The organism is Parafrankia sp. EUN1f, from assembly GCF_000177675.1.
Taxonomy (GTDB): Bacteria; Actinomycetota; Actinomycetes; order Frankiales; family Frankiaceae; genus Parafrankia.
Genome location: NZ_ADGX01000006.1, coordinates 58,983 through 78,158 on the forward strand (window position 1 = coordinate 58,983; position 19,176 = coordinate 78,158).

The 19,176-nt window shown below is 71.2% G+C and carries 14 protein-coding genes; 11 read left to right on the top strand and 3 right to left on the bottom strand.

What is annotated here, in order from left to right:
* Positions 1–364 precede the first annotated feature (364 nt).
* Genes FREUN1FDRAFT_RS47880 through FREUN1FDRAFT_RS02805 form a run of 3 tightly spaced genes read left to right on the top strand, consistent with a single transcriptional unit; the run spans position 365 to position 6,350 of the window.
* Positions 365–1,033: a WhiB family transcriptional regulator gene (locus FREUN1FDRAFT_RS47880; protein WP_006538418.1), complete on the top strand. Its 669-nt coding sequence runs from the start codon at positions 365–367 to the stop codon at positions 1,031–1,033.
* Positions 1,034–1,060: 27 nt separating this feature from the next.
* A complete protein-coding gene (locus FREUN1FDRAFT_RS02800; protein WP_050795716.1) occupies positions 1,061–4,666 on the top strand; it encodes a glycosyltransferase in 3,606 nt (1,201 codons plus the stop codon).
* Entirely contained in the window at positions 4,656–6,350 is a 1,695-nt protein-coding gene (locus FREUN1FDRAFT_RS02805; protein ID WP_006538420.1) for a DUF5719 family protein, read from the top strand. Before FREUN1FDRAFT_RS02800 ends, FREUN1FDRAFT_RS02805 begins: the two co-directional genes overlap by 11 nt.
* A gap of 677 nt (positions 6,351–7,027) precedes the next feature.
* Here FREUN1FDRAFT_RS02805 and manA read toward each other — a convergent pair.
* Together manA and FREUN1FDRAFT_RS02815 are read right to left on the bottom strand one after the other, a co-directional pair.
* Positions 7,028–8,392, bottom strand: a complete 1,365-nt coding sequence (gene manA / locus FREUN1FDRAFT_RS02810; protein ID WP_006538421.1) for a mannose-6-phosphate isomerase, class I — start codon at positions 8,390–8,392, stop codon at positions 7,028–7,030.
* A 71-nt stretch (positions 8,393–8,463) separates the two neighbouring features.
* The gene (locus FREUN1FDRAFT_RS02815) at positions 8,464–8,859 is read right to left on the bottom strand and encodes a metallopeptidase family protein (RefSeq protein WP_035949045.1); all 396 of its coding nucleotides are present in this window, start codon (positions 8,857–8,859) and stop codon (positions 8,464–8,466) included.
* A gap of 363 nt (positions 8,860–9,222) precedes the next feature.
* Between FREUN1FDRAFT_RS02815 and FREUN1FDRAFT_RS02820 the strand changes: the two genes are divergently transcribed.
* The 7 genes from FREUN1FDRAFT_RS02820 (at position 9,223) to FREUN1FDRAFT_RS02850 (ending at position 16,815) form a co-directional block, all read left to right on the top strand.
* On the top strand, positions 9,223–9,618 hold the full coding sequence (locus tag FREUN1FDRAFT_RS02820; RefSeq protein WP_035949013.1) for a DUF3499 domain-containing protein: 396 nt from the start codon (positions 9,223–9,225) through the stop codon (positions 9,616–9,618).
* A 227-nt stretch (positions 9,619–9,845) separates the two neighbouring features.
* A complete protein-coding gene (locus tag FREUN1FDRAFT_RS02825) occupies positions 9,846–11,210 on the top strand; it encodes a phosphomannomutase/phosphoglucomutase (RefSeq protein ID WP_035949015.1) in 1,365 nt (454 codons plus the stop codon).
* On the top strand, positions 11,207–11,407 hold the full coding sequence (locus FREUN1FDRAFT_RS02830; RefSeq protein ID WP_006538424.1) for a Trm112 family protein: 201 nt from the start codon (positions 11,207–11,209) through the stop codon (positions 11,405–11,407). Before FREUN1FDRAFT_RS02825 ends, FREUN1FDRAFT_RS02830 begins: the two co-directional genes overlap by 4 nt.
* A gap of 19 nt (positions 11,408–11,426) precedes the next feature.
* A complete protein-coding gene (locus tag FREUN1FDRAFT_RS02835) occupies positions 11,427–12,575 on the top strand; it encodes an SIS domain-containing protein (RefSeq protein WP_006538425.1) in 1,149 nt (382 codons plus the stop codon).
* Positions 12,576–13,302: 727 nt separating this feature from the next.
* The gene (locus FREUN1FDRAFT_RS02840) at positions 13,303–15,021 is read left to right on the top strand and encodes a long-chain-fatty-acid--CoA ligase (RefSeq protein WP_006538426.1); all 1,719 of its coding nucleotides are present in this window, start codon (positions 13,303–13,305) and stop codon (positions 15,019–15,021) included.
* Positions 15,018–15,467: a nuclear transport factor 2 family protein gene (locus tag FREUN1FDRAFT_RS02845; protein WP_006538427.1), complete on the top strand. Its 450-nt coding sequence runs from the start codon at positions 15,018–15,020 to the stop codon at positions 15,465–15,467. The genes FREUN1FDRAFT_RS02840 and FREUN1FDRAFT_RS02845 overlap by 4 nt, the downstream gene beginning before the upstream one ends.
* Positions 15,468–15,474: 7 nt before the next feature.
* A complete protein-coding gene (locus tag FREUN1FDRAFT_RS02850) occupies positions 15,475–16,815 on the top strand; it encodes a cytochrome P450 (RefSeq protein WP_006538428.1) in 1,341 nt (446 codons plus the stop codon).
* A 337-nt stretch (positions 16,816–17,152) separates the two neighbouring features.
* Here the strand turns inward: FREUN1FDRAFT_RS02850 and FREUN1FDRAFT_RS43395 are convergent, their stop codons facing one another.
* Positions 17,153–17,506, bottom strand: coding sequence for a hypothetical protein (locus FREUN1FDRAFT_RS43395; RefSeq protein WP_006538429.1), 354 nt, complete (start codon positions 17,504–17,506; stop codon positions 17,153–17,155).
* Positions 17,507–18,103: 597 nt separating this feature from the next.
* Here FREUN1FDRAFT_RS43395 and FREUN1FDRAFT_RS02855 point away from each other — a divergent pair.
* On the top strand, positions 18,104–19,162 hold the full coding sequence (locus tag FREUN1FDRAFT_RS02855; protein ID WP_006538430.1) for a hypothetical protein: 1,059 nt from the start codon (positions 18,104–18,106) through the stop codon (positions 19,160–19,162).
* The last annotated feature ends 14 nt before the right edge of the window (positions 19,163–19,176 follow it).

Consider the following 19,176-nt stretch of genomic DNA (forward strand, 5'->3'; position numbering starts at 1 on the left):
GTTCGGGTTGGATGTCCGGATATTTCGGCGTCCGATATGGGGGAGTTCGCCCTCAGGGCTGAGATCGAACATCGCGCCCCCGCCTCTCGAATTGTCACTCTCCGTAGTAGAGCGCTGGTCAACGGGGACCCTCTGTGACGGGCCCTAGTGACTGTGAGCTATGGTCTCATCGCTGGTTGTAGAAGATGTTGCGTCGGTGGGGTTGACGCGGCCAAGTCTGGCGCGTGTAATTACCGGCGTGTCATTCCCCCCGTCGGCGGGGCTCGTGAGGTAAAGCGAGGTCCAGTCGGTGTGGATCCAAGGCACCGCGCGCCGGCGTCCGGGGGGTGGCCGACCGCACCGCGACGGGTCTGGAGGAGTCCATATGGAGCACGCCGACGCGGGCGTCCACACTGTTCTGGCGGACGTCGAGCGTCCCGCTCAGTACCACCACGGGCCGGGGGAGGAGGCCGCGCACGCGGCCGCGCCACTGCCTGTCCCCGCGCCACTGCCTGTCCCTGTTGTTCCCGCGTCCGCCGCGTTGGCCGGCACCGGGCCGCACCCGATCCCGGTGACACCGAATGCCACCGTCGTCGCGCCGCCGGCCATGCCCGGTCTCGGCCGGCAGGAGCTGGTCGGGTCCGGCCACGGCACCGCTGTCGACGACCTCGACGACAGCGATCTGGACGAGGACGACGACGAGGATGACGAGGACGACGACGAGGGCGGCATCCTCGTCGGTCCGGGCGACGTGCGCCTGACCCAGGTGGACGGGCCGTTGGCCGAATCCCTCGCCCAGGTCATCGACATCGGCTTCGGTGATCTGCTCGGCGAGGTGATGGAGTGGCAGGAGCGGGCACTGTGCGCGCAGACCGATCCGGAGGCGTTCTTCCCTGAGAAGGGCGGTTCGACCCGGGAGGCGAAACGCATCTGCTCCGGCTGCGAGGTCCGCATCGAGTGCCTCGAGTACGCCTTGGAGAACGACGAGCGTTTCGGTATCTGGGGGGGCATGTCCGAACGGGAACGGCGCAAGCAGCGCCGGCGAGCCGTCTGACGGCGGATCACACCGACGGCGCCCGCGATGACGACACCAACGCGGGGCGCCGATCGGGATCCGTGGGCGGTTCGTCCGCGAGATGCGGTTCGTTCTGGCCAGCAGGTCATCGGGATCGTCGTCACGCGCCACGGCGATCCAGGCCATTCGAGCGACCCGGCGGGTGACCCGGGTGATCCGGGCGGGGCGGTGGCAGCGCTTGCCACCGCGCTCCGTCCCCCGGAGCGGATCATCGTGGTGCGTCTCGGTGGCCTCGCCATCCCGTCGCAACGCACCTCACAGCCCGTCGGGCCCGAGCCGCGTCACGAGGTACTGAACCTTCCGAGCACAACGTCGTTCGGCGCCGCCGTCGCCTCCGCCATCTCGCGGGTGGACCGGGCGGGCGACCCCGACGTCTTCTACTGGCTTCTCCACGATGGCGCCGTGCCTGCGCACGACGCGCTGGACCGCCTGCTCACCTACGCCCGGGTCGACCGGAGCGCCGCGGTGCTGGGCCCCAGCCTGCACGCGGCCTCCGATAACGGCGCCCCACAGGTGGCGGGTTCCCAGCCGGCGGCCGGCTCCCCGGGGGCGACCGGCGTCCCGCTCGAGGCCGGCGTGACCGTCGACCGGGCGGGGCGGCGCGTCACGCGAGGTGCGACCGGCCGGCACGACGCCGTGCGGGATGTGCTGGCGGTCTCCTGCACGGGAATGCTGATCCGGGCCGCGGCCTGGGAGCGGCTCGGTGGGCTCGCCGTCGATCTCACCGCAGGCCTCGACCTCGACCTGGGCGTGCGCGCGGCGAGGGCAGGCCTGCGGGTGGTGGCGGTCCCCCGGGCCGTGGTGGCGATCAGACCGACGGCCCGGGTCGACATCCCGCTGCTTCCCCGGCTCGACGAGCGGGCCGAGCGGGCCGAGCGGGCCGGGCACGCCGGGAGCGTGCGGGCCGGCGGGGCGGCCAGATCCGACCAGGCGGCCCTCGACCGGGCCGCGAGAGCCGCTGGTATGCGGGTGCGGCTGGCGCTCACCGCCGCCCCGCTGCTGCCGTGCGCGTTGATCGCGCTTGGCGTCGCCGGGGCTGCCCGCGCCTGCGCGCGGCTGTCGCACCGGGGCGGCCGCTGGCACGCAGCGGTGGCCGAGATGTGGGTGGTGACCGCTGTCCTCGCCCGGCCGTGGAGGCTGGCACGGCTGCGGCGCCGGGCGGGCCGTCGCGCGGTGGTCCCGCGCCGGGTGGTGCGGGAGCTGCTCCCGCACCGCCCCACGGACGCCGGCCTCGACCTCGATTCCGATACCGGTGCCGATCCCGATCCGGACGGCGGCCTGGCCGCCGGCGTCGACGTCGGCGTGCGGGCCGGTCTGGCCGTGCGGGGCCGGGTCGGCGCCCGGAACGCGACCCCGCCCCGGGCCTTCGCGGCGCTGACGGCGGTGCTCCTCGCGGCCGGAGCAGCCGCGGTGCGCCGGCTGCCCGCGGACCTGGTCGGTGGCGGAGTGCCGATGCCCCGCACCGCGGGCGATCTGTGGTCCATCGTGTGGTCTGGTTGGCACGACGTGGCAGGCGGGGCACTCGGCTGGGCGGGTCCGGCTCCGCCCTGGACGCCCGGGCTCGCCCTGCTGGCCTCCATCGTGGCTCCGGCCGGCCTGGACGTCCCCGCCCTCTGTTCGGTCCTGCTCGCGCTGGCCCCCGCGGTGGCCGCGTCGAGCACCTACCTTGCGTCGGCCCGCGTCACCGGCTCGGCGCGAGTGCGGGTCGGCCTTGCGGCGTTGTACGCAGTCTCCCCGCCGATGGTGGAGTCGGTGGTGGCCGGCCGGCTCGAGACCGCCGTGGCGCTGGCCGTGCTCCCCACCGTGCTGGCGGCCGGCGACCAGGTGCTGCGCGGTCAGCACCGGCCGGTCTGGTTCGGCGACTGGCCGGCGTGGCGTCTCGCGGTGGGGCTCGCCGTTGTCGTGGCCTGTGCGCCGCTGCTGGCGATTATCGCGCTGGTGGGCCTTCCGGTGGCCTTCTGGGCGTCCCGCCGGGCCGGGCGCCGGGCGCCCCGAGGTGCGCGCAGCCCTGGTGCGGCCGGCTGGTCGACGGCCCCGCTCGCCATGGGCCTGCCCAGCCTGCTCTGCGTGCTGTCTGTCGGGATGCTCCCCCTGGTGCCCGCCGCGGTCGCGGGTCGTCCCGGCCTGTGGGCGGCGGTGGGGCTCGCACAGCTGTCCGGCTCCGAACGGACCGGCCTCATCGCCGGCGCACCCGGTGATGAGGCCCGCGCGACCACCCTGTGGCTTTTTGTGGTCCTCTGCGTCCTGCTCATCGGGTTGTCGCGGCTGCGCGCCACACGCCTCCGCACAGGCACGGGCTCGGGCAGGGGCTCACGCACGGGCCCGAGCACGGGAGCGGGCCCGAGCCCGGGCACGGCCCGGGGCAGCGGGAGGAACGGGGCGGTCGGCTGGGCACTCGCCGGCGCCGGCCTGCTCGAGGTGGCCCTTGCCGTGCCCCTCGCTCACGCCTCGCCGGACGCGGCGTCCCCGCCCATGGCCACGGCCGCGAGTGCGCTGGCTGGTGTCTGGGTGGGCCCGCAGTACGGCCTCGCCTGTGCCGGCCTGCTGATCGTCATCGGTGTGGCCCGGATGTCCGGGCCCACGGCCGGTCGTCCGGTGACCGAGGGCCGCGCCGAGGAGGCCGCCGGCCGGCCGGCGGCGGGCCGGCGTTCGTGGGGCGCGCGCGGTGCCTCGCTGGTAGCCGGTCTCCTCACTGTCGTCGCGGTGCCCGCGTTCGCCGTAGGCTTCCTCGTCGCGCCGGCGACGGAACGGCCGGACGACGCCCTGGCCCGCTCCATCGCCGGCCTGACCAGGACGGGCGGAACCGGCGCCCGAGTGCTGGTACTACGCGGCACACCCCCGGATCGGGCCAGCTACACGCTCGCGACGCAGGATGGCCCGAGCTTTCCGCAGGCCTCCCCGTACCGCGCTTCGAACGCCTCGGGCGCGCTGGCCCGCCTCGTCGCGGATCTGTCAGCCGGCGTCCCGGACGCCGCTGACGGTCTGGCTGCGTTCGGCGTCGTCGCGGTCGTCACCCCCGAGGACGCAGACCCGTCGCTGCTCGCGGCGCTCGACGCCGTGAGCGGCCTGTGGCGTGACCGGCTCGGTGCCGGCGTCCTGGTCTGGCGGCCAGTGGACCCCGCGACCGGTGAGAACCAGCCCGCCGCGCTCGTGCGGCTTGTCCGGGGCGGCGCCGGGCCGTCCGCAGGGCACCCGGCGACCGAGCAGCGGCGCGTGGGCGCGGCCCTGGACGGATTCGGGCCGACCGTGGCCGGACTCGCCGGCACGGCGCGGCTCCCGGCCGGCACGGCGGGCCGCCGCGTGGTCCTCGCCGAGCCCGCCGACCCGGGATGGCGGGCGACCCTGGACGGTCGGCAGCTACCCGCCGCCGTGGCGTCGGGCTGGGCACAGGCCTTCGACCTCCCGGAAGGCGGCGGCCTGCTGCGGATCTCCTACGACCACGGCCGGCACCGGGACGCAGTGCTCGCCACCGCCGTGGCCGCGGGAACCGTGCTGACCGTGGGCGCCCTGGCCGCCCTCACGGGGCGCGTGCCGACCAGGCGCGGCCGGCGCCGGCCCCCGACTCGACAGCAGTCTCCGGTGCGGTGGGGAGGGCCTCGCGATGCGGCCTGACAACGGTCGATCGAGACGGCGGGTGCCCCGGGCGCTCGCCCCACTCGGTCTGGTCTGCCTGGCGGCGCTGGGCGCGTCCGTGTTGACGACGGCGGGCACCCGTCCGCCGTCGTCCCAGCCGAAGCCGGTCACCGCCGTCACGCTGCTGTGCCCTGATCTGGGCCTGGGTAACCGGGTCGCGCAGATTGTCGATCTGGTGCGCGGGTCGGGGCCGGGAGGGTCGGTCCAGCCGTCCCGTGGCCAGGAGCTGCTCGATGGCGATCGTCAGCATGACGAGCTGTTGTTCCTTCCACCCACCGACCCGTCCTTCGCCGGTGAGGGCGCTGACAGCGGCGAGAGCGCTGACACCGGCGAGGCGACTGACATCGGCGAGGCGACCGCCGCCGGCCAGGCGGGCGGCCCGCTACGGCTCGTCGCGGCCGGCCCGGCAGCGGCCGGCCTCACCGCCACGGTGACGTCACCAGGGGCGGGAGCGGGCCCGCTGCGGGTCCGCTGCGAGCAACCACGCGCGCGGACCTGGTTCGCCGGCCCCTCCACCCTCGCGGGCCGCGATCCCATCCTGTATCTGGCAAACCCCGGCCCACGACCCGCGCGGGTGGACGTGGGTGCGGTGTCGTCGAACGGCGCGGCGCCGCGGACGGAGATCACCATCCCGCCCGGCCGGACGGTCGGGCGGCGCCTCACGGAGTTCGCTCCCGAAGCCGAGACGACCGCCATCGACGTGCAGGCCCGCACGGGACGGGTACTGAGCTGGCTGGTCGACCGCGCCAGCGGAAGCGGACCACAGCAGGCCACGCCGGTTCCGCCGACTGCCGAACCGGCGGCCAGGGCGTTGGTGGGCGGTCTGCTCACCCCGGCGGCGACTGCCGGCGGCCCACGGCAGCCGCCGGCGGAGCTGGTGCTCTCAGCCCCGGGCGGGGCGGCGACGGTGCGCGTCACCGTGATCACGAGTACCGGCGGGCATGTTCCCGTCGGCCTGGAAACGGTGCGGATTCCGGCGTCGACGACGGTGCACCGGCCGGTGGCCCTGCCGTCGGCGACGCCGTCAGCCCTGCTCGTCGAGTCGGCGGACGGAACCGGTGTCGTCGCGGCGCTTGCGCTGCCCACCGGCACGTCGGTCGGGCCTGCCTGGGTCGCCGCGACCGTGCCTGAGCGTCCTCGCTGGGACGGCCTGGTCGTCGGGGAGACGGGTGCCGCCGGGCCGACGCCGTCACGGCTCGTCGTCGCGGCGGCACCGGTGCCGAGGTGGACCGCCGGCGCGCTCGTGCTGGTCGCGCCCGACCGGGCCGCGACGGCCTGGGTGGACGGCAATCGGGTCGAGGTCGGGGCCGGCACGGCGGTCCTGGCGTCGCTGCCCGCGGACAGGGCCGGTGTCCGGGTGGTCGGCGTGGGCGGGACGCTCGTCGCGACCCAGGTGCTGGGCAACGGCCCGCCGCCCGGCAGTCCGCCAGCTGATGGCCTGGCGCCAGACGGCCCGGCGACCAGTGGCGCGGCGACCAGTGGCGCGGCGACCAGCGGCGCGGTTCCGATAGCGGTGGGCCCGCCCGTTTCAGGCAGACTGCCCGCGCCTGTCCCGCAGACGGTCTCCGCCGTCGTGCCGCTCGCCGGGGCGTGGCGGTTCCGGAGCGGTCCGGCACCGTTGGCCGATCCCGGAGTCCTCCACCAGCGGAACCTGTCCCGCTGATCCGTCCGGGTCAGAACTTTTCGGTCTTCCTCTCGGTTCGGCACACCCAGGGCGCCTGTCGCGAAATCCTGAGCCGCGGGCTGCCGTTGCTGCCGAGAATTCACACTAATAGCGACAAAAGGGAACGGGGCCACTTGGCAATCCGCAAGAAGTGAGGATTTCGGTTGCTGCAGCAGCCATAGTCCTCACTTCTTGCCCGGCAGCAGTGGCGGCAACGGAAGTCCGAGGCTCGGGATTCTGCGACGGGCTCTGGAACGACCAAGATCCTCAGATCTTCGAGTCGCGGATTCGTCCTGCCGCTACGGCAGCCGTTGCTGTCGAGCGAGAGTGGAGGATCGTGGTCGCCGGAACGACGAAGATCCTCGGATCTTCGTGCCGCAGCCACTGCTGCCGAGGAGGACCTGACGACCGTGGCCCCAGGGGGCGTGAGCAGAATCCCGAGAATCGGCGAATCCGGGCCACCGGCTTCTCGACCGGGCGGCCCGGGTTCATCTGCCAGCGGCGATCTCAGCCACGCCTACCGATTCCCTCCCGATTCCGAATCTTGGTCAGCGTGATTTTTTCGCCAGCTTCCAGAACCAGAACGCCCGGAATCCTCAATTCGCCAATTTGAGACAGACTCCGGGGCCGCGGCCGGGGCCGCGGCCGGGGACCGGAGGCTGGAACGGTTTCGCCGGTCAGGTGGGCGGGCCGGCCGCGAAGACCCGCCCGGTGCCGGTGAGCCTGAGGGTGGCCGAGCCGGTCACCAGTGCCGAGCATCCCCGGCTCAGTGTCATCGGCGCGAGCGCGGTGCCTGAACCGTCCGTTCCGGACACCTCGACCTCGCCCTCCACCGCCAGCAGGATGGACGGATTGGCGAGGGTGACCGGCCCGCCGGTGCAGACGGCCTCCCGCAGCGAGAAGTCATCCACCGGCACCACCCAGGTCCGCAGCAGACCGCCGGGGCCGGTCGTCAGGGTTCGGGGACGCAGCACCGGCGCACCGGTCGGCCGCGGGTCGAGGATGCGCAGCAGCTCGTTGACGTCGATGTGTTTGGGCGTGAGACCACCGCGCAGCACATTGTCCGACGTGGCCATGATCTCGATGCCGACGCCCTGGATGTAGGCGTGCAGCAGCCGCGCGGGCTGGAACAGCCCCTCGCCGGGCTGAAGCGTGACGTCGTTGAGGAGCAGCGCCGCCGCAATGCCGACATCGCCGGGATGGGTCGCGGCGAGCAGCCGCACCAGATCAGCCGCGCGGCGTAGCTCGGCGTCGGCGCCGGCGGGGACCCGCTCGGCGGCGCTCACCACACCGGCCGCGAGGTCGACACCGGCCTGCGCCGGCAGGGTGAGCAGGCTACGCAGCACCTGGGTCGCGCCGCCGGTCGGGTCGGTCGCCAGTGGCGCGAACGCCGCGATCAGACCGGGGTGGCCCAGCCCGCGCGCGATCGCCAGCGTGGCAGCCGGAGCGCGGATGCCGGCCAGCGCCCGGAACGGCGTGAGCGCCACGATCAGCTCGGGCTTGTGGTTGCGGTCGCGGTAGCGCCGGCGAGGATCGCCCAGCGCGATGCCGGCGGCCTGGTCGGCGTCGAAGCCGGCACGGGCCTGGTCGAGGTCGGGATGGACCTGAAGTGACAACGCCTTGTCGGCCGCGAGCACCTTCAGCAGGAAGGGAAGCTCGCCGACCAGGTCCGCCGCGGCACGTCGGGCGCCCAGATCGGCCGCACGCGGCCGCGGGGCGGGCTCCACCACCTCGGCCGGGGCCTGCGGATGAGTACCCAGCCACAGTTCGGCGACGGGCTCCCCGTCGGCCGGGACACCGAGCAGCTCGGGGATGGCGGTGGTGGAACCCCAGGCATACCGCTGGGACTGGCCGAAAAGCTCCAGGACGCGAACCGGGCTGCGGCCTGGTGACGTACGCACTGTCGGCACCGGCGACGTGCCGGTCGCCGTACCCGTACCCGTACTTGTGCTGGCAGTGGACATTTCGTCGGTGCCCGCGCTGGCGGTGCTCGTGCTGCCGCTGTCTGCGGCGCTGGTCGGCGCGGTCTCCCCGATGGTCACACGTCTCTCCGTCCCCGCCTCGGCGGTCGTGAGCGGTTCTGGCCTGGAGTCGGGCGAATGTCGCGACAGGCCTATTCCTCGTCGCCCCAGCCGTGACCTTCGGGGTCGATCACTGCTGGGTCGACGTCCATCATCTCAGCCACCTGATGGATGATCGCGTCGAGGACGAGCTCCGCGAGATCCTCGGTGATGAGGGCACGCGCCTCCAGCGGACGCCGGTAGACGACGATCCGCCGGGGCGTGGCGGAACGGCCCTTGCCGCTCGCCGGCTGGTAGGCCGCGAGCGGAACGTTGTCGTCGGTGGCCGGGTCGACGGGGGGCACGTCCTCGACCGCGAACTCGACGTCGGCCAGCTCGGCGGACCATCTGTGGTCCAGGTGTTCGACCGCGTCCAGGACGAGGTCGTCGAAGCGCTCACCGCGGGTCGCGTAGGCGGGCACATCGGGCGGGAGCAGCGTGCCACGCATGCCACGGCCGCGGCGGTCACGCCGGCGGCGCGGCGGGACCGAACGCGTGGCCGTGGGAAAGAGCGCCCTGGGCGTGCCGGCAGGTTCGGCCATCGTGACAGAGTAACGCCATTTCTTCCGGACGATCACAGCGACGGTGTGGCCGGGAGGCCGGCGGAGGCCCGCAACCCCCACGTAGGGGTACCCGACCAGGAGCGACACGACGTCAGAAGCCGGTTTTGGTCGAAGTGCGCCCGTAGTTCTGGTGTAATTGTATGCGTGGAGCAACCGAGTGATAAGCGCTGCGTCACAGTGACCTCTGTCGGTGCGCGACACGACGGGCGGTGGTGGCCGTCGTCCGTTCCGGGGTCTACCGTCCGGAACGTGAAGCCTCGGCGCTGCTCCCGCTCGGCCTGTTCCGCGGCCGCGATCGCCACGCTCACCTACGCCTACGCGGAGTCCACCGCCGTACTCGGTCCGCTGTCGCCGTTCGTCGAGCCGCACTCCTACGACCTGTGTGGGGTCCACGCTGATCGGCTGACGGTGCCGCTCGGCTGGGCGGTGGTTCGCCTGGAGGCCGAGCAACAGTCCGGGCCGGAGCGGGCAGCCGACGACATCGAGGCGCTCGCGGACGCCGTACGTGACACCACGCCGCGTCGTGGCCCGGAACCGCCCGGCGGCTCTGGGCCCATTCCGCCTGGCCCGCCCGGTCCGGCTGGTCCGTCGGGTCCGCCCGGGGGGCGTCGCGGTCATCTGCGGGCCGTGCCGAGCCCGTCCTAGGGCCACAGCGGTACCGCTGCAGCGGCAGTGCCACAGCGGCAGTGCCACAGCGGTAGGGGCCGCAGCGGCCCACTTGTCCAAACGCCGCCGGCGCATGATCCTGACCATGCGCCACGCGGTCGCGCCGCGAGCCCGCGACGCCGGGCGAGGCGCTGGAGTTGCTGTCGGTGGGGGCGGATAGGGTCAACCCGGTCGATCGACGCCTGTCAGGAAAGGGTGGTTGCGGGGTGCACGACCTCTCACGAATCTTCAAGGCGTATGACGTGCGAGGCGTGGTGCCATCCGAGTTCGACGAGGAGGTGGCCCGGGCCACCGGCGCCGCGTTCGTGCGGCTGCTCGGCGCGGATCGGATCGTCACCGCCCACGACATGCGCGAAAGCTCGGTCCCCCTGGCCGCGGCCTTCGCGGACGGCGCCACCAGCCAGGGTGCGGACGTCGTCGCCGCCGGCCTCGGGTCGACGGACCTGCTCTACTTCGCCGCCGGCTCGCTCGGCCTGCCCGGCGCGATGTTCACGGCCTCGCACAATCCGGCGAAGTACAACGGCATGAAGCTGTGCCGGGCCGGTGCCGCTCCGATCGGGCAGGAGACGGGCCTGGCGGACATCAGGGCGTTGATCGAGGCGGGCATCCCGGAGCACGCCGGCCCGCGCGGCACCGTCACCACCCGGGACCTGCGGGACGACTACGCGCGCCACCTGCGCTCCCTCGTCGACCTGGCCGGCATCCGGCCGCTGACGGTGGCCGTGGACGCGGGCAACGGCATGGCGGGGCTGACCGTCCCGTGCGTGCTCGGCGGGCTCGGGCTGACGATCATCCCGATGTACTTCGAGCTCGACGGGAGCTTCCCCAACCACGAGGCGAACCCGATCGAGCCGGAGAACCTGCGTGACCTGCAGGCCAAGGTGCGTGCGACGGGGGCGGACATCGGCCTCGCCTTCGACGGCGACGCCGACCGGTGCTTTGTCGTCGACGAGCGGGGTGAGATCGTCTCGCCGTCGGTCATCACCGCGCTGGTCGCCGAGCGTGAGCTTCGCCGGGAGCCGGGCGCCACCATCATTCACAACGTGATCGTCAGCAGGGCCGTCCCCGAGCTGGTGGCGCAGAGTGGCGGTGTGCCCGTGCGCACCCGGGTGGGTCACTCGTTCATCAAGGCGGAGATGGCCCGAACGGGCGCCGTCTTCGGCGGTGAGCACTCGGGCCACTTCTACTTCCGCGACTTCTGGCGTGCCGACTCCGGCATGCTGGCGGCCCTGCACGTCCTGGCGGCGCTCGGCGAGCAGAGCGGCCCGCTGTCCGAGCTGCTGGGTGGTTACGCGCGGTATGTCGCCTCCGGCGAGATCAACTCCGAGGTGGCCGACGTCGAGCTGGCGATGAGCCAGGTGGCGAAGGCCTACGCGGACCGGGCGATCGACGTCGATCACCTGGACGGGCTCACGGTCTCGCTGGCGGACGGGGCCTGGTTCAACCTGCGGCCGTCGAACACCGAGCCACTTCTGCGCCTGAACGTCGAGGCGCGCGATGATGCGTCCATGTGCCGGCTGCGTGACGACGTCCTCGTCAGCATCCGCGGTGGAAGGGAGAACTCTGCATGAGCCTCGATCCCCTGTTGTTGGAGATCCTCGCCTGCCCGTGCCCCGAGCACGCCGCGCTGCGGGAGGAGACGCTGGACGGTGCTCCGGTGCTCGTCTGCGCGTCCTGTGGGCTGGCTTTCCCGGTTCGGGATGACATCCCGGTCATGCTGCTCGACGAGGCGAAGCCCTTCCCGGCCGCGGCCGGATCCTCGTCCTGATCGGCGTCGTGCGGCCCGGGTGAACCTTGACGAGTCCCTGCTGGACGACGCGGGCCGCCTTGAGGCCGCTGATGCGCTGAGCCTGCTTCCGCACACCGCCTCGGCCGCGCGGCAGGTCCGCGAAAGCTGGCGGTTGGCGCAGGAGGCCGGCGTGGCCGCGCTCAGCGCGGACGGCCGTCCGCGCGCGATCGTGGTGACCGGGGTCGGTGCCTCCGGTCTGGCTGCCGATGTGCTGGACGCGGTCGTGGGCACGGCCGCCCCGGTGCCGGTGATCACTCATCGCAGGCATGGGCTCCCGGGCTGGGTCGGCGTCGCCGACGTGGTCCTGGGTGTCTCCGCGTCGGGGACCTCGGCGGAGACCTGTTCGGCCGTCGAGGAGGCACTGCGGCGTGGCTGCCGGCTGGCCGTGGTCAGCCCGCCGGACACCCCACTGGCTCATCTCGCGGGCCTCGCCCGCGCGCCGTTCGTGGCGCTGCCGACGGCCCGGCCCGCCCAGGCGGATCTGTGGTCGCTGGCCGTTCCGCTGCTCGCCGTCGCCGCGTCGCTCGGCCTGCTGCGCGACGGCGGCGCCTCGGTCGAGGCCGCCGCGGTGCGTCTGGAGGAGACGGCGATCCGGTGCCGTCCGACCAGCGAGTCGTTCGTCAATCCGGCGAAGACGCTGGCGCTGGAGCTGGCCGGCTCCCTACCGCTGTGGTGGGGGACCACCCGGCTCGCCGAGGTCGCGGCACTGCGGGCGGCGGCGGTGCTCGCCGTGAACGCCTGGTATCCGGCGCTGGTCGGTGCCCTGCCGCATCCGGCCTATGAGCAGGCGGGCCTGCTCGGTGGGGCGTTCGGCTCGGGCGCGGGCGGTGGCGCCGACGACGACCTGGATGACTTCTTCCGTGACCGCGTCGACGACGAGGCCCGTACCCGCCTGCGCCTGCTGGTCCTTCGGGACAGCGCGGGCGAGCATCCCGAGATCGGCCAGGCCGCCGAGCGTGCCGTGGCACTGGCGCAGCAGCGCGGCATCGGGGTGACCGAGTTCCGGATGGACGGAGCGACGTCACTGGAGCGGCTCGCGTCGATCGTCGGGCTGATCGACTTCGCCGCCGTCTACCTCGGGCTCGGCCTCGGGGTGGACCCTGCGGCCGCACCACGCCTGCGGCCGCTGGACAGCACCACCCGCTGAGCGCCTCTGAACCTGGCCCGGCCGACGGCCTGCAGGCTCGGTCATCTTCTCTGCTTCCCCGCGCTCGGAAGGAGAGCCTGGGGCGGGTGGCCTCCAGCTCCCATATCCAGGCCAAGGGTGTGATCTGCCTCACGCGCCGAAGGGTCAGGCGGGCGAGTTCAACCCCGGTGGAGCCGTCGGCCATCACAGGCGGTGATGACGGGGAGCAAGACGGTGAGGTTCCTCGCGTGCTGACCGCCGGCGCAATCCAAACGGTGCGACAGGGTTGCCGCAGCGAACCCGCAGATCACACAGATGCCGCACAGGTTGCGCGAAGCCGCAGCCGCAGCGGGACGCCACGGACGGCCGCCAGTGCGAAGGCACAGGATGTGACCGGATGAGCCATCCGGGCCCGAAACGCGTTGGATGGCGGCTTTCGTCGATTCGTTCGACTGGATCCTTATAGAACGCTAAAGTCCTCAGTGTTCCTTCTGATCGCATGCTGGTGGCGAGTGTACGAGGGCCCGTGATGTCCTGAAGGGTCGTGCGTTTCGCATTCCCTTGCAATGCATGGAAGCAGAGCATTTATTGTCGGCTCGCTCGACGACTGCGGAGATTCTGCCGCTCAGTTATGTCGGCTTCGGAGTCTCGGGTGAACCGCTCGGGATGCGCGTCCATCATTCGGATAATCCCAGGCGCCCGCCTGTGCGGGTGGTCTGTGGCCTGGTCTAAGAGAGGCGTGTGTCCGTTGGCGGAGTTGCTGCTGGAGGGGATTGACCGGGCTCGGCTTCAGAACGGTCGGGTTGTTTTCCTCGGCACGGATTCCGAGGACAGCCTGGGCTGGTCGGAGTTCTTCGCGGACGCCGAGCGGGTCGCGGCGTGGCTGCAGGGTGAGCGGGGCGTCGGGCCGGGTTCTCGCGTGGTGGTGCTGGCCTCGCCGTCGCGTGAGATGGTCACGGCATTGACGGCCGTCTGGATGGCGGGAGGGAGCGTGACCTGCGCACCCACCCCGGCCCGGACCGTCGACCTGGCCACCTATGCGGAACAGACCCGCGATCGGGTCGCCGCGCTGGGCTCCTCGCTCGTCCTCCTCGGCTCGCCCTATGAGGATCTCGGCCAGGTGCTGGCCGCGGGGGGAGCCCGGGTCGACCCGCTCGCCCAGGTGATGACTGCGGAACCGGCCGGAGCGTGGAAACGACCTGACCTCACGTCCACCGACCTCGCGATCGCGCAGTTCACCAGTGGTACGACCGCCGACCCGAAGATCGTCCAGATCAGCCATGGGAATCTGGCGGCGAACATCGCGGCGATCCGCGAGCGAGGCCGCCATGATGAGGTCCACGGCGGGATGCTCAGCTGGCTGCCGCTGTCCCACGACATGGGTCTGATCGGCGGGCTGGCACTGCATCTGACCTGCGGGCGCTGTGACGTGCTTTTCAGCAGGCCCGAGGATTATCTGGCCGCACCGTCGTCGTGGATGGGGAACGCCGCCCGGCATCGTGCCACGGTGCTGGTGGGCCCGGCGTCCGCCTACGCGTTGGCGGGGCGTCTCCTCGCGGTCGGCCCGCAGCTGGATCTGTCGTCGGTCCGGCTCGCGCTCTGCGGCGGAGAACCGATCGAGCCCGAGGCGATAGAACGCTTTCTCGACGCGGCGGCCAGGCACGGTCTCGACCGGAACGTGTTTCTCCCCGCCTACGGTCTCGCGGAGGCGACACTCGCGGTCACGATGCCTCCCGCGCCAGGACTGCGGCTCGATGAGATCAACACAGATCTTCTGGCTGACCGAGGGCTCGCCGTCCCCGCCTCCGACGCTGCTCAAAGTGATGCTCCGGCACGTCGGCTGGTGCGGCTCGGTCCACCGATGGCAGGACTCCACATTCGTGTCGTCGACCCGGCGACAGGGCAGCCGCTCCCGGAACGAGCCGTCGGTGAAATCCACATCCGCGGGGAGTCAGTGACCGCCGGATACCTCGAGAACGGTGGGCCCGAGCCTCGTTCCAGGAATCAGAATCAGGATCAGGATTTCGGCGGGGTGAACGAAGGTGTTGGGGTCAGGCGGTTGGAGGACGGCTGGCTGGCCACCGGGGACCTGGGCTATCTCGTCGACGGTGAGCTCGTGGCGTGCGGGCGCGCCAAGGATCTGATCATCATCGGCGGGCGCAACCTGCATCCCGAGGAGATCGAGCAGGCCGCCGGCCGAGTCCCCGGGGTTCGGCCCGGCAACGTCGTCGCCTATGCGATTGCCCTTACTCCGGGCGCGAGCACCGAGGGCGTGACGATCGCCGCCGAGGTCCGCCCTGGCCACGACGAGGCCACGATCCGCGCCGAGGTCACGGCGGCGGTGCTGGCGTCGGTCGGGGTGCGCCCCGGCCATGTGCATCTGCTGCCGCCCGGCAGCATCCCCAAGACGCCGTCCGGAAAGCTTCAGCGCGCGCGGGCCGCCACGATGTTCGGGAGCGGACGATGAAAAACGGTTCGGTCACCAGGCAGGAGAACAGCACCGTCGGCGCCGAGGTCGCTCCCGAGGTGGTCCAGTTCGTGGCCGCTGCCGCGAACCGGGTATATGAGGCGTGGTCCGCCCCGGGCACCGATCAACGTGCGGAGATCCTCGCCGAGGTCTGCGCGCCGGATGTCGAGTACGTGAACCCTCTGAAGCGTGCCACCGGCGTCCCGGCGTTCGCCGAAATGCTCAGCGAGCTGATCGGCACCTTTCCCGGTCACGTCCCGGTCCGTACCTCGGGCCTGGACGCCCACCACGACTGCGCCCGCTACGAGTGGGCGCTGCGTGACCGTGCCGGTCAGGCGGTGATCGGCGGGATCGAGATCGTCCGTTTCACCCCCGAGGGACGACTGACCTCGATCGTCTCCTTCTTCGGCCAGCCACCCAGGATCACCTACACCTACCAGGTGTGAGCAGCCCATGGCATCCGTCGACACGGCCCGGCACAGTGGCTCCGGGCGTAGCAACTCCGGGCATGGCAACGCTGGGCACGGCAGCTATCCGCACAGCCACGATCCCGCGGCGCGCCCGCCCGCGCCGGTGTGGCCGTCGAGCCGGACCTTCCGGGACGCGACTCCCGACCAGAAACTGGCCTATCTGCGTCGCCTGCGTGATGACCCGAGTCTGCCGGTCTTCGACGAGCCGCCGATCCCGGGGCTTCCCCGAGGCAGTGGCTACCGGGCGCTCACCCGCCACGCCGATGTCGTCGAGGTGTCCCGCCGCCCGGGTGACTTCTGCTCCGGCCAGGGCACTTTGTGGATCAATGACTTCGGGCCCGAGCTCAACGAGTTCTTCGGCTCCCTGATCAATATCGACGACCCTCGCCACGGCCAGCTGCGCAGGCTTGTCGTGGCCGCGTTCACCCCGCGTACAGTGCGCCGTCTGTATGACAACCTCGGCGCCCTCGCCGCGGAAACGGTTGCCTCCGCCGCGCGCCGGTCGACGCTGGATCTGGTCGCGGACCTCGCGACGCCGTTCCCACTCGCCGTCATCGGCGACCTTCTCGGAATTCCGGAGAGCTGCCGGGACGACATGCTGCCCGCCTCCAACATCATTATGTCCGGTGGTGACCCCGAGTTCGTCCGCAACCAGCAGGACCCGGTCAGCGCCTTCCTCAAGGCGGGCAATGACCTGGCGACACTCGCCACCGAACTCGCCGAGGACCGCCGGCGCAGACCCGCCGACGACCTCCTCACCGAGCTGGTTCAGGCGGAGGTCGACGGCACCCGCCTCAGCACCCAGGAAATCGCGTCCTTCTTCATCCTCCTGGCGATCGCCGGCCAGGAGACCACCCGCAACGCGATCAGCCTCGGCCTCTGGGCCCTGCACAACAACCCGGCGGCACACCAGGCCTGGGCCGCGGACTTCGACCGGCTGGCCCCCACCGCCGTCGAGGAGATCCTCCGCTACTGCACGCCGATCGCCACAATGCGTCGCACAGTGACGCACGACACCGCACTGAACGAGCATCACCTGACTGTCGGCGACAAGGTTCTGCTCTTCTACGCCGCCGCCAACCGCGACGAAAGAATCTTCCCCGAGCCGGACCGCTTCGATATCACCCGAACCTCGAACCCGCACCTTTCCTTCGGCGGGCCGGGACCCCACTTCTGCCTGGGCTCGCACCTGGCCCGAGCCGAGCTCACCGCCATCTTCCGCGAGATCTTCCGGTCCCTGCCGAGAATCGAGATCACCGACGAACCCGAATTCCTCCGCTCGATCTTCGTCAACGGCGTCAAACGGCTCGGTGCCCGGGCATGAAAACGGCGCGAATCGATGGTGTGACAGTCGAGCTCGACCCACGCCGCCGAGCGGCGTGCGACCACCTGCCTATGTGGTCAAGATCATTTTTGGTGTCAGCTCGCGAGGTGAATACCAGGTCAGTCATCACGGCGAGGCCTGCTTCGTCATCATCAGTGCCCGAGACTGCAGTGCACCACCCTGCGCGGGCCGGTGTGGCGCCGCCTCCGCCATCGTGTCCAGAGGGCCGCGGCCAGCGCTATTGGAGCGGCGGAACTGCCGCGAGCCTGGTCCGGTTTTGCTCGGATGATCCCAAGGGAAGGCGCGCTCCGGCAACGCGTATTCGAGTCGAGGCGTTCTACTCGGGGCGGTTTGGGGGAGTGATGTTGCCCAGACAGCGACGAACCAGCCGGTCTGCGAAGATCAGCAATGGTTCGATTACGAGGAAGGCTACCCACACTGCCAGGCCCAATGTCGCGTTGGTGAGCCAGAAGTTATCTGCGGTGGAAAAATCGAAAAGTACCTCGGGAGCCGGATGGGGCACGAAATGGGACCAGTAGAAAAGGCAGAAAACCACTGCGGCCGGGAGACCGGCAAGCCAAGCCCAGAAGCAAGCCCAGAAAGGCCAGCCCAGACGCCGACCCGACAGGTAGAACGCCATATGCACGAGCCAGAACACCAAGCCGACGGCGGGAACCATGATTGGACCCACGGGCTAGCTCCCCGGTCTTCTCTGGCGCCATGGCGACGCTGCGAACGTGTCCGACGAAAGTCCCGTGGCGGCGGGGATCAAGACATCGACTCTGACGTACCCAATCTTATCGCTCGTCGTCGTGGATTCGCAACCGGTGTGGCTGGCGGCTCTCTGGGCTGCAGGTATCTCTCCGTTCGCACCGCATCTCGAAGCCGGCGGCAGGGGGCAGTGGATTTTTCTTCGTGAGACCGGTTTCCAATGCTTGACCAGGTCCGGTGAATCTGTCATCGTCGGGGTTGTCGAGGTTGAATCGTACAACCTCTGATGTGACTGCGGGGCGGTTCTTCCGTCGTTGCTCATCGCACGACTGTTGAACCGCGCCGAAAAATCCTGCGCAAAAGCGGTTTCGATTTTCTGTCGTGGCGCAGGCCTGCGTCTTGGCTCTTTCGTATGAATTTCCTTATCGACTGCGCGTGGAAATAGTTACGCGTCTCGGCCGGTAGTGGCCTCGATTTCCGGGCGTGCCGGAATGGCGTGAGTTTCGCCGTGCCGGGTGGCCATGGAAAACGGTCGGGTTGACGGGCGCTGAATTCTTCTCACTCGAAAGGTTGTCGGATGGAGCAGGAACGAGGCGGGGGTATCGGTCGGCGGACATTACTGCAATGGGGTGTGACCGGCGTTGTCGTGGCCGGGCTGTCGGCTGGTACGCAGGGCGTCGCGTTCGCCGCGACGCCCAGCCCGGCGAGCGGGCCGCTCTCCCTCAGCCCCACCTCGGGCGGACTCACCTCGATCCTGGTTCCGGGGGCCAGTCAGGCCGTGGAGGTCCCCTACGACCTCGGCGTGACGATTTCCGGCGGGGCAGCGGGGTTGGCAAGCGGGTCCGTCCTGACCTTCGAGTTCGACCCGCGTGTGTACGACCTCACCCCGCAGGCGACCGCGACCAATGGCACGGCCGCCTTGGCTGCCACGGGCCAGCCGGCCACGGTCGACACGAAGACCGGAATGATCACTGCGACGGTGACGCTGAGCGACGCGATTCCAGCGGGCGGCACCGCCACGGTGATTGTCGGTCACCTCAGGCCCCGGCGGTACCCCTACGACATCGTCCGAGGATTCGACCAGCCCGAGGCCGCCGTCACCGACCACCGGACGAAGGAGCGTCGGTCGCGCGGGCTGAGCGGGCGCCCGAAGACCCCCGCGAACGAACAGCCGTGGGGGTTCGAGGCGGGGGTGTTGTGGCAGCCCATCACCTGGGGCTCAGGTTTCCGGTCGTACTGCGCACGGGAGGCGTCGGTGCGGTCGACAGGGCCGGGACCGGTGCCGGCAGGCTACCGGGTCCGGATAGTGGCCGATCCGGCGGTCGTTCGATCGGTCCGGGTGCTGGGGGCGTTCGACGGCGCGGCGGTCGCCGGTTCGGCGGCCGACCTCGCCTTGCCCGGTATCCGGGGTGTCGAGTGGACGGCCAGGTCACCGCTCGCCGCGGGGCGGCGAGTACGGCTGGCCTTGGCGGTGACTGTCGCCACGCCCCGCGGTGACCTGAAGAGCATCAAGCACCCGACGGTCGAGCTGATCGGTCCGGAAGCCCACCGCGGCGCCCAGCGGACGACCTACCTGGAGTCGGTGGTCAGGGACGACAGCATCTACGACGCCGAGACCAAGGCCAGATTCGCCTGAGCGCGGTGGAGAGG

Coding starts and splice junctions, on each gene's coding strand:
- FREUN1FDRAFT_RS47880 (WP_006538418.1), top strand. CDS start 365: ATGGAGCACGCCGACGCGGGCGTCCACACTGTTCTGGCGGACGTCGAG.
- FREUN1FDRAFT_RS02800 (WP_050795716.1), top strand. CDS start 1,061: ATGACGACACCAACGCGGGGCGCCGATCGGGATCCGTGGGCGGTTCGT.
- FREUN1FDRAFT_RS02805 (WP_006538420.1), top strand. CDS start 4,656: ATGCGGCCTGACAACGGTCGATCGAGACGGCGGGTGCCCCGGGCGCTC.
- FREUN1FDRAFT_RS02815 (WP_035949045.1), bottom strand. CDS start 8,859: ATGCGTGGCACGCTGCTCCCGCCCGATGTGCCCGCCTACGCGACCCGC.
- FREUN1FDRAFT_RS02830 (WP_006538424.1), top strand. CDS start 11,207: ATGAGCCTCGATCCCCTGTTGTTGGAGATCCTCGCCTGCCCGTGCCCC.
- FREUN1FDRAFT_RS02845 (WP_006538427.1), top strand. CDS start 15,018: ATGAAAAACGGTTCGGTCACCAGGCAGGAGAACAGCACCGTCGGCGCC.
- FREUN1FDRAFT_RS02850 (WP_006538428.1), top strand. CDS start 15,475: ATGGCATCCGTCGACACGGCCCGGCACAGTGGCTCCGGGCGTAGCAAC.
- FREUN1FDRAFT_RS02855 (WP_006538430.1), top strand. CDS start 18,104: ATGGAGCAGGAACGAGGCGGGGGTATCGGTCGGCGGACATTACTGCAA.